Annotated in this window: 14 protein-coding genes; 8 read left to right on the top strand and 6 right to left on the bottom strand. The window is 46.2% G+C overall.

Going from position 1 to position 16,524, the window contains the following annotated elements; genetic code table 11:
• Positions 1 to 659: 659 nt before the first annotated feature.
• Both EA408_01065 and EA408_01060 read right to left on the bottom strand, forming a co-directional pair.
• Positions 660 to 1,055 carry a PIN domain nuclease gene (locus EA408_01065; protein ID TVR75178.1) on the bottom strand — a complete coding sequence of 132 codons (396 nt, stop codon included), beginning with the start codon at positions 1,053 to 1,055 and terminating at the stop codon, positions 660 to 662.
• Entirely contained in the window at positions 1,052 to 1,246 is a 195-nt protein-coding gene (locus EA408_01060; GenBank protein TVR75187.1) for a type II toxin-antitoxin system VapB family antitoxin, read from the bottom strand. Before EA408_01060 ends, EA408_01065 begins: the two co-directional genes overlap by 4 nt.
• 179 nt (positions 1,247 to 1,425) lie before the next feature.
• Here EA408_01060 and EA408_01055 point away from each other — a divergent pair, with 179 nt between their 5' ends.
• Positions 1,426 to 3,249: a RagB/SusD family nutrient uptake outer membrane protein gene (locus EA408_01055; protein TVR75177.1), complete on the top strand. Its 1,824-nt coding sequence runs from the start codon at positions 1,426 to 1,428 to the stop codon at positions 3,247 to 3,249.
• 126 nt (positions 3,250 to 3,375) lie between these two features.
• Here EA408_01055 and EA408_01050 read toward each other — a convergent pair whose 3' ends face one another.
• Positions 3,376 to 3,768, bottom strand: coding sequence for a HEPN domain-containing protein (locus tag EA408_01050; protein TVR75176.1), 393 nt, complete (start codon positions 3,766 to 3,768; stop codon positions 3,376 to 3,378).
• A complete protein-coding gene (locus EA408_01045; protein ID TVR75175.1) occupies positions 3,765 to 4,079 on the bottom strand; it encodes a nucleotidyltransferase domain-containing protein in 315 nt (104 codons plus the stop codon). Before EA408_01045 ends, EA408_01050 begins: the two co-directional genes overlap by 4 nt.
• Positions 4,080 to 4,392: 313 nt before the next feature.
• Between EA408_01045 and EA408_01040 the strand changes: the two genes are divergently transcribed.
• The 6 genes from EA408_01040 (at position 4,393) to EA408_01015 (ending at position 11,849) form a co-directional block, all read left to right on the top strand.
• Positions 4,393 to 5,580: a hypothetical protein gene (locus EA408_01040; GenBank protein TVR75174.1), complete on the top strand. Its 1,188-nt coding sequence runs from the start codon at positions 4,393 to 4,395 to the stop codon at positions 5,578 to 5,580.
• Between the two features lie 26 nt (positions 5,581 to 5,606).
• Entirely contained in the window at positions 5,607 to 8,414 is a 2,808-nt protein-coding gene (locus EA408_01035) for a hypothetical protein (protein TVR75173.1), read from the top strand.
• Positions 8,368 to 9,486 (top strand): carboxypeptidase-like regulatory domain-containing protein, encoded by a 1,119-nt coding sequence (locus tag EA408_01030; GenBank protein ID TVR75172.1) that lies wholly within the window; start codon positions 8,368 to 8,370, stop codon positions 9,484 to 9,486. The genes EA408_01035 and EA408_01030 overlap by 47 nt, the downstream gene beginning before the upstream one ends.
• 225 nt (positions 9,487 to 9,711) lie before the next feature.
• The gene (locus EA408_01025) at positions 9,712 to 10,104 is read left to right on the top strand and encodes a HEPN domain-containing protein (GenBank protein ID TVR75186.1); all 393 of its coding nucleotides are present in this window, start codon (positions 9,712 to 9,714) and stop codon (positions 10,102 to 10,104) included.
• Positions 10,077 to 10,403 (top strand): nucleotidyltransferase domain-containing protein, encoded by a 327-nt coding sequence (locus EA408_01020; protein TVR75171.1) that lies wholly within the window; start codon positions 10,077 to 10,079, stop codon positions 10,401 to 10,403. Before EA408_01025 ends, EA408_01020 begins: the two co-directional genes overlap by 28 nt.
• A 405-nt stretch (positions 10,404 to 10,808) precedes the next feature.
• Entirely contained in the window at positions 10,809 to 11,849 is a 1,041-nt protein-coding gene (locus EA408_01015) for a cell filamentation protein Fic (protein ID TVR75170.1), read from the top strand.
• 141 nt (positions 11,850 to 11,990) lie between these two features.
• Here the strand turns inward: EA408_01015 and EA408_01010 are convergent, their stop codons facing one another.
• Positions 11,991 to 13,376, bottom strand: a complete 1,386-nt coding sequence (locus EA408_01010) for a DUF4832 domain-containing protein (GenBank protein TVR75169.1) — start codon at positions 13,374 to 13,376, stop codon at positions 11,991 to 11,993.
• A 103-nt stretch (positions 13,377 to 13,479) separates the two neighbouring features.
• Entirely contained in the window at positions 13,480 to 14,814 is a 1,335-nt protein-coding gene (locus tag EA408_01005) for an anaerobic sulfatase-maturation protein (protein TVR75168.1), read from the bottom strand.
• A 175-nt stretch (positions 14,815 to 14,989) separates the two neighbouring features.
• Here EA408_01005 and EA408_01000 point away from each other — a divergent pair, with 175 nt between their 5' ends.
• Positions 14,990 to 16,486, top strand: a complete 1,497-nt coding sequence (locus EA408_01000; protein TVR75185.1) for a carbohydrate kinase — start codon at positions 14,990 to 14,992, stop codon at positions 16,484 to 16,486.
• Positions 16,487 to 16,524: the final 38 nt, after the last annotated feature.

Here is a 16,524-nt window from a genome sequence, read left to right as displayed (position 1 = left end):
AAATCCATGTTTTGATCGTTTTGTGCCATATGCACGTTAATAATTGAACCTGCTGCAAATAAGCAGATTGTTAATGTAAGAATTATTTTCTTTTTCATGAGACTAAAATTTATTTTTTGATAAACATTGTCTTATTTTTACCATGATATTCCATGGCTGAAACCTTTCTGGTGCAACCCGGAAAGGGTTGTTATTCGGTAGATTTCATTTCTGGAACCGGGACTTACCCGTTCAGCGATTAATTGTCTCCTGGCATAATTCACCTCCTTTCTTTTTAGAAAGGGAGCCGGAAGAGGAAGCTTAATCTGTTGAAGACTTGGTGGCTTCCTCTTCTTTTCCCCATTTGTTAGTAGTTAATATTCATTCGTTTCTTTCACTAATCCCAACATTCATTCACTTTAATTTCATACAAGATATATCATCCCACTCCAAAAATTCCGGAGTATAGAAAATTCAGTTTATTTATTTTAAGTTTAAATAATGCAGAAATATTATCCTGTGCTGGCAGAGGATTAAATGTGGTTGAGTGTACTGTTCAGTTTCCGCCATATAATATGGTGCATCCAATAGTTAGATGCAAAGTGCAAGCCTATTTTATGACACTTAAAAACAAGATTGTGGATTGGTGGGATACAATTTCAGATCAATAAACCCCGTCACTAAAAAATTATAGCCTTCAGCCCGGCGAATTCCTGCAGCGGCAGAAAATCCTTGTCATTATGAAGGAGCCTTATTTTGTTCTCTATACAGAAGGTGGCAATAACCATATCAACTGTCTTGCGGATGGTGATCCCCTTATTTCTTAATTTCCTGCGATTGCCTGAGGTGGTGATCGCTATTTCTCTTCCGAAGAGGTTGAGGCAGGGCAGACTCTCCATTATTTTCCTGCCGGTTGCATAATCCCTGTCAGACCCAAACCCCTGCAGTACCTCCAGCATTATAAGGTCGCCGGTTACAAATACTTCACGGCCCAGGTTGTCATACAGGTAACAGGCCGGAGGGTTGTCGATACCATTGAAGTAATCAATCCATACTGATGAGTCAACCAGTATCATTTGTCCAGCCTCATTTGTTCAAGATCCCCGTGCCATTTGAGTTTTCCCCTGAAAGCCCTGATCTTTTCCTGCTCCTTAAGGGAAACAATAAGCTTTAAGCCTTCTTCAACAGTGGCTTTTTTGGTCTTGTGACCGGTTATTGACATGGCTTTCTTCATCAGCTCATTATCAATCACGATATTTGTCCTCATAATGTGTATGTGTTTGTCCAAATATACACATAATTGTTTAAAGAACCGCAGGCAGAACTGCTTGTATTTCTTTCCGCAGCTTTAGGACATTACTGCAGGGCCAATATATCCCGATCCATATAATGATTTGAATGTTATTCCCGTTTTTACTATATTGGAGATCCTGTTATTAAAAAAACATGGTGATCATGCGATATACGGTTACCGGAATACCTGCCATCCTGATTGCTGCAGCATTGTTTTCCTGCTCCGAAGAGTTCCTCCACAAGGAGCCGCAGGGCATCACTGCAGAGACCGTCTTTAAAAATGAAAAGGGAATAGAGGCCCTCCTGCTGGGAACTTACGGCATAATAAGCGGCGGGGCCCTGTGGGAGGTCAGCTGGGGAGCCTCAATACAGAACTGGACCTACGGCTCGGTGGCATCTGACGATGCATACAAGGGGTCGGAGTTTAACGACCAGTTGGAGATAAATGAGATCGAAAGATGGAATGTCAGCCCCGATAACCCGTACCCGGCCGAGAAGTGGAAATGGGCCTTTGGCATGGGGGTTTACCGCGCCAACGAAGTGCTGAGGATAATCGGGCTGACTGAAGACCTTAAGCCGGCCGCCGAAGCAAGGCTGAGGGCCGAGGCCCGCTTCCTGAGGGCATTTTACAACCTTGAAGCGTGGCTGGTTTTCGGGAACATCCCTATAATTACCGAAGATGCTCCCGACCCGGCCGAAGTAACCAATATCAACCCGGAGGGCGCGGTGCTTGAGCATATAATCGGCGACCTGAAATATGCAGCGGCTAACCTTCCGGAGGTGCAGTCAGAGGTAGGCCGTCCCACCAGGTACGCCGCCAAGGCCCTGGCTGCCAAAGCCTATATGCAGGAGTTGATGTACGCCGAGGCCAAACCGCTGCTCGATGCTGTGATAAACAGCGGCAGGTACGAGCTGATGCCCAACTTTTTTGATAATTACCGTATTGTCCACAACAACAACCCTGAATCGATATTCGAGATACAGGCAAATGTTTCTGATGGAGCATGCTGTTTCGGTAACGCCGAAATGGGCATTGGCCTCAATTTTCCGCACGGAGCTGATATAGGAACCTGCTGTGGTTTCCACCAGCCGTCGCAGAACCTGGTTAATGCATTTCGGGTTGACGAAAGGGGCCTGCCCATGTTTGAGAGTTTTAACGATACCGACCTCAAGAATGATATGGGTATTCCCTCGGCTGAGACTTTCGTTCCCTTTGAAGATGAGGTTGACCCGAGGCTGGACCGGACGGTGAGCCGGCGGGGGATACCTTACAGGGACTGGGGAATAAACAGGGGACGGGACTGGATACGTGACCAGGACTTCGGTGGGCCTTACCTGCCCGCTTCAAAACCCTTTATATATCAGCATGAACGTCCATGGCACGGTACGACGTGGATGCCTGCCGCAAACCCGAACAACTACCGTTACCTCAGGCTTGGCCATGTGCTGCTGTGGAGGGCAGAGGTGGCTGCATACGAAGGGGATCTTACACGTGCCCGCTTATACGTGAACATGGTCCGCGAGCGTGCTGAAAACGAGGTGGTTATGGGGAGGGTGCAGATTCACGAGCTGCCCCCGGGCGTTTATCCCTGGGGGCCGGGGACAACCAGGAGGGATCACCTTACCGGCGGTTCGGTGGACTGGAACGTGCCGGCTGCCAATTACAATGTAGGGCTTTATGATGAGCCTTTCGGCGGAAGGGCGGAGGCGATGAGGGCGGTGCAGTGGGAGCTGCGGCTGGAATTTGCCACCGAGGGGCACCGTTTCTTCGACCTGAGGCGCTGGGATAACCTGCCGCCAGAGCTTAACTCCATGCCGATGGCAGAAACCCTCAATTCGTTCGCAGAGGCCGATACCCGCATCAGGGACTTTATGAACGGGGCGGCGTTCATCCCCGAAAGGGACAAATACCAGCCCATCCCGCAGTCGCAGATAGACATGCAGCCAGGAGTGCTGGTCCAGAACCCGGGGTACTGATCCGGCATAAAAGGCAACCACCTTTATCCTGGCTCACCCATCCGATAACCGGGGCACTGGTTCTGGTTTTGCCATAAGAAGATGTACGTTACGGGCTTACCTTATTGTATCCGGTTAAGTTAAAACTTAGAACTCAAGGTGTTTTTTAATCTCTTTCAGAAACACTTTTACCTGATCAAATAAAGGAAGCACTAGTTGCTCATCAAAATCAAACAGATCTCCGTAGTCTCCTTTCTGCCTGTAATCAAACAATTTTGAAAAAAGTTTTCCCTGGTTTTTATCAATCAGCCCCTTTTTTATAAACTGAAGATTAAACTGGTTCCTTGCACCATCATGAGTATGTGTTTCAATATTTTTTTTAAGCAGCAAGGCAATCACTGCATAAAAACATGCATAATATAGTCTGTTTATTATCGTGTTCCATCTTTTTTTCTCCAATAGTATCAAAGCATCATCATAGGATTCTAATCCTCTCTGATACCTGTACCGTATATAATCATCTCTGCTTTCAATGGTCATAGCCTTATACCCTCTTTCTTAATGCTTTTATATAACGGCGAAAAAATCAGGTCTCTGTCCCATATTTTTTTTGGATATATGAATGTAGAAATGATTTCTCCTGTCTCAAGTTCCAGGTCATAAAGCGGTCCTCGGAATTTATCCTCTATCTCGTTGGTTATCGCTTTGTTTTCGACTAAAATCAGTACATCCCAGTCAGAATCTGCACGGGAGTCTCCCCGGGCTCTCGAACCGAAAAGCCATGCATCAGCATTAGCATCCTTTTCCCGGATTACCTTCTTAATTTGCTCTATTAACTGGCTTCTATCCATTTTCAGATTTGATTCTGACTAAACAAAGATACAACAAATTGCTTATCTGTAGATATACAGCCAGGAGTGCTGGTCCAGAACCCGGGGTACTGATCCGGCATAAAAGGCAACAGCCTCCGGCCCGGCGTACCGGCACGGAATAAGGGGTTTTGAAACCGCTTGAAAAGCAACTGCCTTCAGTCCCCGAATTCCCGAAGCGGCATAAATCCCTGGCATTATGAAGTAGCCTTCTTCTGTTTTAATACCGGCAGGTTTCTGTTTGTGGAGAGTGTGCCATAAAACCGGTTTTGTTTTTTGATATATTCCTGTATTTTTGAAAGGAACTCTAACCAAAGCAAAGGGATTTATGAGAAGATTTTTTATTTATTCGGCAATCTTTTTTTATGTTGTTTCACTGCGGGCTCAGAATGTAGGCAGCATTAAAGGCGATCCCGATTTTTTTCCGGTTTCTGTCTGGATGCAGAGCCATACCAATGCCCAGGCTTATAAAGATATAGGCATCAATATGTTTATCGGGATTTGGGGAGGCCTTGACAGGGAAAAACTTGATGCATTCAAAGATGCCAACATGCTTGTTATCTGTGATCAGAATGAATTTGGGCTTAAAAATCTCGATGAGCCGGCTATCTACGCCTGGATGCATGATGATGAACCTGACAATGCCCAGTGGAACAGTACCACTAACCAGTATGATCCCTGTGTTGACCCGGCTGAAATTATCAGAGATTACAGGCAGATCAAAAAAAATGATCCATCCCGCCCCGTATACCTCAACCTGGGGCAGGGTGTTGCCTGGCCAAACTGGATTGGCCGCGGGGAGTGCTTTGGAGATAACGATTCCTACAAAATTTCAAAAAACGGGTACCTCAAGGGCTGTGATATTGCCTCCTTTGATATTTACCCTGTAAATAATTATGATGACGAAACAAGCGGGAATCTATGGTATGTCGCCAAAGGAATCGAAAATCTTTTGAAATGGTCCGACTATTCAAAGCCCGTCTGGTGCTGGATCGAAACTACCAAAATAAATGACCAGAGTCCCCGGAAGCCGACTCCTTCGGAAGTCAGGTCCCAGGTTTGGATGGCCCTGATCCATGGAGCCAGCGGATACGGATACTTCTGTCATTCCTTCACGACAGATCCTCCCTTTGATGATGCTGCAGTTTTGCGTGATCCGGAAATGGTCTCTGCCATCAGGGAAATCAATATGCAGGTGGCTTCACTGGCAAGGATACTCAACAGTCCTTCAACCGAAGGATTTGCCTCTGTAGTGAGCGCCGATAAGAGTGTCCCTGTTGCTGTAATGACCAAAAATGATGGTGATGCAGATTATATTTTCTCGGTGGCAATGAGGCCCGGGGCTACCGAAGCAACCTTTATAGTTGCTGATGGAAAGAATGTTGAAGTGCTTGGTGAAAACCGGACCATCAGAATTGAAAATGGAAAATTTACCGACAGTCTTGCGGACTATGGTGTCAACTTATACCGGATAACCAGGTGAATTGTACAACCGGTACTAAAATTAGAATGTTTTGGTTGCCTGAAGCAAGGCATAGCCGGGTTTTTTACCGGGTTCTCTTTCAAAGATCTTTAGTTCCTTTTTTATTTCTGCTTCTTTTTTTCTTCCCGCTCCGGCTTTACGGTTCGGGCGATTCGCTCCGGCAGGTGGTGGCCGACAGATTTTTACGGCTGAATGAGTCTTACCGGCAGGAGAAACTTTATATCCACGCCGACAAGTCCCATTACCTTCCCGGGGAAACTGTCTGGTTCAGGCTTTACCTTACCGATGCATCGTCCCATGAGGCTTCACCTCACAGCCGGATCGTTTATGTAGAACTTGCCGATACCGCTGGTGTTGTGGCCGAAAAGCGCTATATCCGGGTAACCGATGGCATGGGAAGCGGCGACTTTTTGCTCGGGGTTGATTTTGAATCCGGCTCCTGGATCCTGCGGGGCTATACCAACTACATGCTCAATTTCAGCAATACGCCCCTTTTCAGCATGGAGCTGAAGGTGCTGGACCCCTATGCAAGAGTAATATCCAGGTACGAGGGCGATGCCCTGCAAACCCCCTCAGGCGGATCCTCACCCGGAGCCTCACCAGAGACTGCCAACTCCCCCGGTGCCCGCAGGGACAGTGGCCAGGCAGCCGGCAATGACCCCCGGTCGGAGGCTGACCCCGAGGGCTGGAGTCCGTCGGCTGGAAATGGCTTCCGGTCGGCGGCTGATTCCGAAGACAGGAGTCCGGCGGCCGGCAATGACTTCCGGTCAGAGGGAGCCCGCATGGATGGCGCTGACGACCCTTTCGGGGGATTCTCCCCTGCAAACCATGTCAGCGTGCGGTTTTTCCCGGAGGGAGGCGATCTTGTCGGGGGACTTATGGCATCAGTGGCGGTGCAGTCTGCTGGCCCCGGCGGCAGGGGTGTGGAGTTGTCCGGACAGGTATATGATGACCTGGGGCATCCGGCCGGCAGTTTTAGCACCGGCCGTTTCGGCCTTGGCCGGTTTATGTTTAGCCCCTTACCCGGCAGGCATTATCATGCGGTGGTTGAAAAAGGAGAAAAGAGACACAGATTTGAGCTTCCGCCCATGAAACTGCAGGGATACACATTCCAGGTCAATAACAATATGCCGGACATGTTGCTGGCAAAGGTTGAGGCCAACGTGGCTGGCGGCCTTGGCGGTGCTTTGCTGGCCGGGCATATCAGGGGAGAGCTTTTTTACCTTGCAGAATTGACAGAGGGCGATCAGGCTCTCATTCATATTGATAAACTGGGCCTGCCACCCGGTATAGCCCATTTCACGCTGATCTCGGCCGACGGGTTGCCGGTGGCCGAAAGGCTTGTTTTTACAGGCAGTGAAGATACCATGGCACATCTGAATGTATCTGCCGCAAAAGAAACCTACGGCAACAGGGAGAGGGTTGAGCTTGAGCTTGAGCTGACCGACGACTTTGATTATCCGCTGGCGGGTAATCTTTCATTGTCGGTAACCGACAGCTACGTGGTGCCCTCACACCATGACCAATATAATATAGTCAGCCATCTTTTATTAAGTTCCGATTTGCCGGGATATATCGAAAACCCGGGCTACTTCCTTGACCCGTCCAACGCCGACAGGCATCTTCTGCTTGATTTGCTGATGATGACCCACGGCTGGCGACGGTTCAGGTGGGAGGATCTGCTTGCCGGCAACTTCCCGGAAATCCTCTATCCCCCCGGCATGGGACATGTTATAAGGGGGCAGGTCACGTACAGAGACAGGCGAGAGGTCCCTTTAAGGTCGAACGTAACGCTTATGGCACTTGGAAAGGAATTCAGTTCAGCAAGCCAGACTACTGATGAGGATGGCCTTTTCCTGTTTGAAGGGATTGAATTCTACGATACAACTTACCTGGTACTCCAGGGAAATGTTTACCGCGAAAGAAGGGAGCAGCGCAGGACGCGGCGGGGCCTGGATGAGAACTTCACTGCCGGCAGGGACAACTGGATACGTTTCAATATAGATGAGCCGGATTTTGTTCAGGGCAGGGCAGATATACCGGCAGCCGTCATTGCCGGGGAGGTTATGGCGGCCTACTTCGAAGACTCGATGAAGGACCCCATACTCTCGCATCTTGACGATATATGGCACCTGGAGATGGAGGAGGTGGAGATACGAAGGCGCAGGCCGGCAGAGAGAACCTTTGACAGAAGGGCCTTCGAAAGAACAGGGTATGGAACCCCTATGGCTATGAGGGCCAGGCTTATACCTGATAAGGATCCTTTTGCGGACTCATATTTTGATCCCTGGCATATGATAATGGAATACCATCCCATGCTATTCAGACGGAATCTATCCTTATGGGAAATGAGTATGAGAGTGGGATGTTTTCTCAATGGAATAGAAGTTCAGGAGTGCAGGGAGATAGGTTATTCGCGAATTGATGAAATATCCTTTATAGATGTTTTGAAATTTCCGCAAACCTACCTTTATGGCCCTGACTTTCACACGGTTATTGCCATATATGAAAAGACCCCTGAAGATTACCAGCTTTCGGATGCCCCCATACCGGAGATAGTAAGGTTTGAGTTCCCGGGATACTACAATGCACGTGAATTCTATTCACCTGTCTATGATGATCCCGAATCGCGTGATTCCCGGCCGGATTACCGTACCACCCTTTTCTGGAACCCCGATATCAGCGTTGATGGCAATGGCAGGGCAAGGGTTTCATTTTTTACGTCCGACAAGTTATCTGCTTTCCGGGTGATTGTTGAGGGATTGACCGAAACGGGCATCCCGGTTTATGCAAGTGGCGAGTTCAGGGTGGAGGCTGATGCTCATGCCCGTTGATACAGAAATGGCGAATATGTACCCTGATAAACGTGATAATCAGATTGACAAAATGTTGCTAAGATATACTTCCGGGATATTACTGGTGTTGATGCTCATTGCAGGATCTGCAATTGAAGTTCGTGGACAGGTTATCAGGGGAACGGTCATTGACAGCCAGACTGACGATGCAGTCAGTTTTGCCTCGGTATTTTTCAGCGGCACCATAGTCGGAACTGTTGCCGATGAAAACGGTGAATTTGAGCTGGATATATCCAGGCACGCTACATTGCCGTTATCGGTCAGCGCAATTGGATACTCTTCAGTATCACTGGAAGGTATTTCCACAAGTGAACCCCTGCTGGTATACCTAACTCCCATGGTTTATGATATACCCGCGATCGATATAAGCGGCAGGTCGCTTGAGAGGGAAAGAATGGCCAACCTGCAAAATTTCAGGAATCAGTTCCTGGGCATGACATCATATGCCGGCAGATGTGAGATACTTAATGAGGAGGATATCACATTCAATTACGGATCCGAAAGTGACACGCTAAAGGCCGTCGCTTTAAAACCTCTGCAGATCCATAATAAAGCACTGGGGTATATTATCACCTTTTATCTCGAAAATTTCGAATATTGCCGGGGAAGCCGCAATGTCATCTATACCGGAAAGTTTATTTTTACGGATGACGGATCAGGCAGGATTTCCGGGAGCTTTAATGAAATCAGAAGAAACAATGTCTACGGAGGATCGATAATGCATTTTTTTCGTTCATTATGGGCTGATGACCTCGAAGCCCAGGGATTTTCGGTGCTTGATCAGGCTGGTAACTCTCTCAGTTATCAAGATATAGTTATCATTGAGGAGGGCCAGAAATACCTGGTGTGCCCGGAAAATCTTATTATTTCCTACTTCGGTTATAGTGGGACGGGAAGAGTACGTAACACCAGAAGCTTTCTGCGCCTTCTTAAAGACCGGGTCTCTTTTCAGGAATGCGGTTATTTCGATCCTGTTGCCATAATACTGGGTGGAGATATGGGCAGGCAACGTGTGGGCGACATGCTGCCAATTGGTTTTGTTCCTAAATAAGCTGGAAGGTAAAACTCCCAGATATCTTCGGGGGGTAAAACCCCTGACAGCTGAGCTTGAGGACAGCAGCTTTGTTAAATTATCGAGATAATTATTCGCAAACATCATAAGTTCAAATACTGCAACAAGTACCTGTTCATCCCTGCAAACCTTAAATTTCGTCATTAGTTATTGTTTTAGAAGAGATGTATTTTTTGTATCTTTGAGATTATGGAGAATAAGAATATTAACAAAGAAAGATTAATAAAATATTGGATTGACAATTCAGATGATGATTACGATGCGATGATTGATATGTTCAAATCCAAAAGATACAGTTGGTCTTTATTTATAGGACATTTAATGATTGAAAAATTGTTAAAAGCTTTATACGTCAATGTAAAATCAGATTATCCTCCATACATCCATAATTTATTAAGACTTGCAGAGAAAGCAGATTTAAACCTTGACAATGATAAAAAGGAGCAATTAGTAACAGTAACAGCATTCAACATTAATGCTCGATATGATGATTATAAATTGAGCTTTAAGCAACGATGTACTCCGGAATTCACGAAAGAATGGATTGATAAATTAGAAGAATTGAGAAAATGGATAAAGCAATTAATAAAACAATAACAGAATACATTAAACTGATTCAACAGGAGTATCCTGATTTTGAGTCTGTTTATGTTTTTGGTTCTTATGCAAGGGGAAACTCAAACCTGGACAGTGATATTGATTTAGCTTTAATTTTCAGGGATTTGGATGATTCGAAACGTTTTGATATTCAAGTTCAATTAATGTTGTTAGCTTCTCAAATTGACACACGAATTGAGCCACATCCTATTTCGCATAATGATTTTTACTCCGATAATCCATTTGTTGATGAGATAAAAAGGACTGGATTTGAAATATTTGCAAAAGCCACATCATAAGTTAAATATGTAAGACACTGAGCGGGCCGCGACTTTCAATGAGTTCATAATATGTTCATCCATTTATGCTCCTTGCCAAACATCTGCAAAAACAACAGCAATTCAGCGGGAATTTTTTAATAGTGCAAACAGGGTGATTTTTCAAAAAAAAGCACTCTTGACCTTGTGTGGGTTGCAATAGTCACCAACTAAGTTTTCCCCGAAAGGGTGATTTCATTATTGTTGATATGTCATAGTTGCGTACCCCAGTCTTCGACCCTGCCTGTGAGAGAGGGGGAAGGTGAAATTCCTTCTTCCTACTCGACCCATGGGAACGTTGTGGCTCATTCTGAAAGTAAATACGGCTCAATATTGTGGTGATTTGAGCCATAATGATTATATTTGTGAGCCGTAAATTATAACTCTATGATTGACAATAGGGAATTCGAAATAATTGAACTCATAAAGAAGAGGCAAGAAGTTTCTTCAAAAGAAATCTTTGAAGGTATTTCATCATCAATTAGTTATGCTACTGTTAAGAGAATGCTTTCCAAACTGATTGATGAAAACCTCTTAACAAAGAAAGGCCAGGGAAAATCAACGAAATATTTGATTTCACCTACCTATGAAATTTTATATCCTGTTGACATTGAAAAGTATTATGAAAAAGAAATTGACGAAAGGGACATCAGGGAAAGTTTTAATTTACGGCTCATACCAGGAACACTTAAAGAATGTAGCGTTTTTGCAGCCAGTGAATTGGAGCAATTAGATTTACTTCAAAAAAAATTCAAGGAGAACATCTCCCAGCTATCTGAAACAGAATACAAAAAGGAGTTGGAAAGATTGGCAATTGATTTAAGTTGGAAATCGTCTCAGATTGAAGGGAATACATACTCTCTATTGGAAACGGAAAGACTACTGAAAGAAAAGGAAACCGCATCAGGGAAAACAAAAGAAGAAGCAATTATGCTTCTAAATCATAAAGATGCCATTGACTTTATAATTGAAAACCATGACTACCTGATTCCATTATCTGTTTCGAAAATAGAAGATATACATAGTCTATTGATGAAAGAGCTCGGGGTTGACAACAACATAAGAAAAAGAAGAGTGGGTATATCAGGAACAAATTATCGACCCTTAGACAATGAGTTTCAAATTTCAGAAGCCCTTTCAAATATGTGCGAATTGATCAATAACAAAGAAAACGTATTTGAGAAAGCGTTACTTCTGCTTGTTTTAATTTCATACATCCAACCATTTGTGGATGGAAATAAAAGAACGGCAAGAATTGTTAGCAATGCTGTTCTGATGAATCATAAGCATTGCCCAATGTCATTCAGAACGGTTGATTCTGTTGAATACAAGAAAGCCATGCTTTTATTTTATGAACAGAACAACATTTCAAGTTTTAAAGAAATTTTTATAGACCAATTTAATTTTGCTGTAAATACTTATTTTTAACGAGACGATTAAAAAAAAATAGCTACAACAAGGGAATCAGGGACACGTTGGGGGCCATAATACTAAGCGGAGAGATGGGTAAACAACGTGTGGGCGATATGCTGCCAATTGGCTTTATTCCCAAATAATTATTTTTTGGAATTAGTGGATATAATGCAAACTTAAGTCCGCAGCCGGATCATCGAAAGCAAAACCGGCCGGCAAAGGGTGGCAAAGACTTTTTTCAAAATCAACCATTCCTACAGGATGCCTCCCCCCGTTTAAATAATTCGCAGTTGCAAACCTCAGGCTGGGCAAATTGCCTGCAGGGTCCAGTATTGCCAGCGAAAGAACATAAGTTCCTTCGGGGATATCCACTTTAAATTGTCCTTTTACCCTGTTTTTATGTGGTGGTATTTCCCATTTCCCCTTCTCCGTTGCGTTCCAGTCCGCGTCGGGTAAATATTCCGACCATCCCGAAACGGCTGTCCATTCAGGGTCAGTCCATTTTTCACCGGGCAGCCAGTCTCTTATATCGGCATCTTCGAAAGTGTATCTCCAGACCGGCTTATGTTTATTTTTATCAAGGAGTGCCACTTCAACGGGCCAGTCATAATAAAAAGGCGCCGAGCCTGTATTGATCACATCAAATTCCAAATACAAGGAATCGCTCAAGGAGAAACGCACCTCGTCAAGTATATACCGGTATCCAAAAGCTTTCTGGATTTCTTCTGCTCCTTTAACTGCTTCATCGTTATTTTGATCATAATTTTCAATCCAGCGAAGCTGGGTACAATGCAGCCAGCGAATTGAATTAATTACAAAATCCCGGTGTTTTTTTACGGCCACACTTGCTGTAGGCGAAGAACCGGGTTGAATGTCAGCGTTTCCCCAGTCATAAGCGACTTCGCCACCAACATAATTCTCAAGATAACGTCCGCCATTATTCATTTGCCTGATACTGTTCCCATGCGGCCACATCTGTTCGTAATGGGCCCATGAATCCCAGTATTCCCCGAAAGGGTGATCTGTAAATTCTTTCCAGTTATGCCGCACCGAAATTTTTTTGTTCCTGAAAGCTTCAGCAAATGCGTCGCCCACAAGTTTCTGCATTTCTGCCGGCCAGTATTTATTATCACCACTCCAATGCAGATAGACTCTTGGGATTACTTTTACATTGCGGTCTTCTACTCCCTTCCATTTTTCATCACACACTTCTATTATTTTCTCTATACCATCGGTTTCATGGTTTTCGAGCTCATTCCACCGGATGTAAGTGTGTGCTGTCGTGGCCCAGGGATGCTCATATATTCCCCGGGTGGTAAACCCTTTCATCGGATTTCGCAGAGCATGTTCATATTTTGCGGGCCTTACAATAGTAAATTGTTTGCCGCGATTCCACATCCGGAAGTCACCGATGCTTTCGGGTGTGGATCTTATGACAGGATTGCCGGAGTCAGCGGTTCCCAAATATTCATAGCTTTTCTGCCCGGAAAGAATTGCAAGTGACAGAAAGCAGGTCAGTATCAGAAATGATCTCTTGTGCATTGCAATTATTGGTTTTTTCAGGTTCACAATTACTTTCACACCAGCGGTCAGATTCCCGGCATCGGCATCGATTTTGATCCCTATGAGTTTGCAAACCGGGAGGTTATTTAAAAAACCGGATGCAGCACTGCTTGTATTTCTTTCCGCTGCCGCAGGGGCAGGGGTCGTTGCGGCCTGCTGCAGGGACTGAAGCCATGGCAGGCTGTTCTTTCTGCTTTATCCACTGCATCACGTTTGCAGGTGGCTTTTTGGCCCGCAGTTGTTTTGTCATGTAGTCCATGTAGGGCTTTACATGATCGAAGAACATCTCATATGCTTTGCACAGGTAATTCAGTTCAGGTTCGCCTTCTTCGGTTGTACAGAAGCGGTGCTTGGGGCATTCTCCGTGGCAGGCAAACAGGAATTCACAGTCGCGGCATTTTTTCGGGAGACTCGTTCTTTTCTCCAGCCCGAACCGGGCCTGCCTCTCCTGCTGCATCATATCAAGAAGGGGGGTCTCTTTAATATTCCCAAGAAAATAGTCATGGTAAACAAAATGGTCACATGAGTAGAGGTCGCCATTATGCTCCATAACCGTGGCGTCGCCGCAGGTTTCAGAGAATACGCATAACCCCGGATTGCTCTCACCAACCCAGTTGGCCAGGGTGACATCGAAAAGCTGAACGTAATAGGTGCCTACATCCTTTCTTACCCACTCGTCAAAGATCTTAACCATGAAATTTCCGTATTTTTCCGGCTTGACCGACCAGTCCGTTACCTTCGCCTCGCCCCTGTGACGATGATGCACCAGGTGAACATCCTCCTCTCCGGGATCGGCGGTGTGTCTTTCGACAATGGGTATAAACTGCATAAACTGACTGCCGGTGCTTTTCAGGAAACGGTAAACTTCAATGGGTTTTTCAGATGTTTTGTCATTAACTACCGAAAGGGTGTTGAACTCGACTTTATGCTTTTTGAGCAGCCTTACACCTTCCATAACCCTGTCCCAGGAAGGTTCTCCCTTTACTGTAACCCGGTAGTGGTCGTGCACTTCACGCGGCCCGTCGATCGATAATCCTACCAGGAAGCCCTTTTCGTTCAGGAATTCGCAGAATTCATCGGTTAGCAGCGTTCCGTTAGTCTGTAATGCATTGTCAATCCTTTTTCCTTCGGCATATTTCTGCTGCAGTTCGACGGCCTTTCTGAAATAATCCACTCCCAGCATGGTGGGTTCGCCTCCCTGCCATACGAAGCTTACAACCGGAACGTCTTGTGACTGAATATACTCTTTTATGAATTTCTCCAGAAGATCATCATTAAGCCGGTAACCTTTGGCAAAAGGGTAGAGGCTCTTCTTCTCAAGGTAGTAGCAATAGGTGCAGTCAAGATTACACGCCGGCCCCACAGGTTTGAGCATAACCTGGAAGGCTGAGCGTTTCATGGGGAAGAAAAAATCCATGTTGTAAATAATTGTTGTACAGGGATCACCTGGCAATGCCGGTAAGGACTTCAAGCAGGCCTCCTGTGCAAAACTACCTAAAATTTCAATTAATTTTTTTATGTTTGTATCTCTTTTGCCGCAAGGTCAGGACAATCGTTCACAGGCGGAAATTACCGCCAATAAAACTGAAAGAATGCAGACAATAGGATACGACCTGGGAAGCTCGTCGATAAAAGTGAGTGTAATTGATACAGATACAGGAGAGTGTATAGCTTCCGCATTTTACCCGAAGGAAGAGATGCCTATCTCCGCTCCGCGGAGCGGCTGGGCCGAACAGGACCCGGAAATGTGGTGGAAGAACGCCCTGGTGGCGACCAAGCAGCTCTTTACCAATCCGGCAGTCAATCCCGAGGCCATTGCAGCCATAGGGATCTCATACCAGATGCACGGACTGGTAATGGTGGATAAGGATCTTAAACCCCTCCGCCCCTCAATAATATGGTGCGACAGCCGTGCCGTGGAGACAGGAGAGAGGGCATTCAATGCCATTGGGCCCGAAGAGTGCCTTGACTCCCTGCTCAATTCCCCCGGAAACTTTACTGCCTCAAAGCTCGCCTGGGTGAAGGAAAATGAACCCGGGGTATACAAAAGAATATACAAGATCATGCTTCCGGGCGACTACTTTGCCATGAAGCTTACCGGTGAGGCATGCATAACCCCGAGCGGACTCTCTGAAGGTATCTTCTGGGATTTCAGGAAGCATGAGGTGTCACAGGTCATCATGGATCATTTCGGGTTTGACGCGGACTTCATTCCAAGGGTGGTGCCAGTATTTTCGACCCAGGGAAGGCTTACAGCCGAGGCTGCCTCGCTGTTCGGGCTTAAGAAAGGCACGCCGGTTACCTACAGGGCGGGTGACCAGCCGAACAACGCGTTTTCGCTCAACGTGCTGAAGCCCGGCGAGATAGCGGCCACAGCCGGCACCTCCGGGGTCGTTTACGGGGTCAGCGATGAAATAAAATATGACCCGCAGTCAAGGGTAAACACCTTCGCCCACGTTAACCACGAAAAGAACAAAACCAGGGTGGGAGTTCTCCTGTGTATTAACGGCACGGGAATACTCAATTCATGGGTCAAACGCAATGTTGCCGGTCCGGGTACGGACTACAACGAGATGAACAGGCTTGCCGGGACAGTGGCCGCTGGCAGCGACGGCGTCAGGATACTGCCGTTCGGTAACGGCAGCGAGAGGATGCTTGGAAACCGTGATACCGGGTGCCATATCGGGAACGTCAACTTCAACGTACATAACAGGGCTCACATTATAAGGGCGGTCCAGGAAGGTATCGTCTTCGCCTTCCGCTATGGCATGGACATAATGGGCAAGACCGGCATCACCCCTGAGATGATCAGGGCCGGCAAGGCGAACATGTTCCTGAGCCCGATCTTCGCCACGAGCCTCGCAACACTTACCGGAGCAGGCATTGAACTATACAACACCGATGGTTCGCAGGGTGCGGCAAGGGCAGCTGCCATCGGTGCGGGTATTTATTTCTCTTTCGAGGAAGCGTTCGGCCAGCTCAAGGTTGTGGAAAGGATTGAACCCGATGGTAAAATTAAGCCGGCACTCGAAGAGGCTTATGCCGGATGGGTGGAACTGCTGAATTGCCAGATGCAGAAGGGTAAATAAAGCGGGCCATGTTAATCAAACAGGAAGGTGTTTTTCGC

This window comes from Marinilabiliales bacterium, assembly GCA_007695015.1.
GTDB lineage: Bacteria > Bacteroidota > Bacteroidia > Bacteroidales > PUMT01 > PXAP01.
This window is presented reverse-complemented; position numbering and strand designations above follow the sequence as displayed.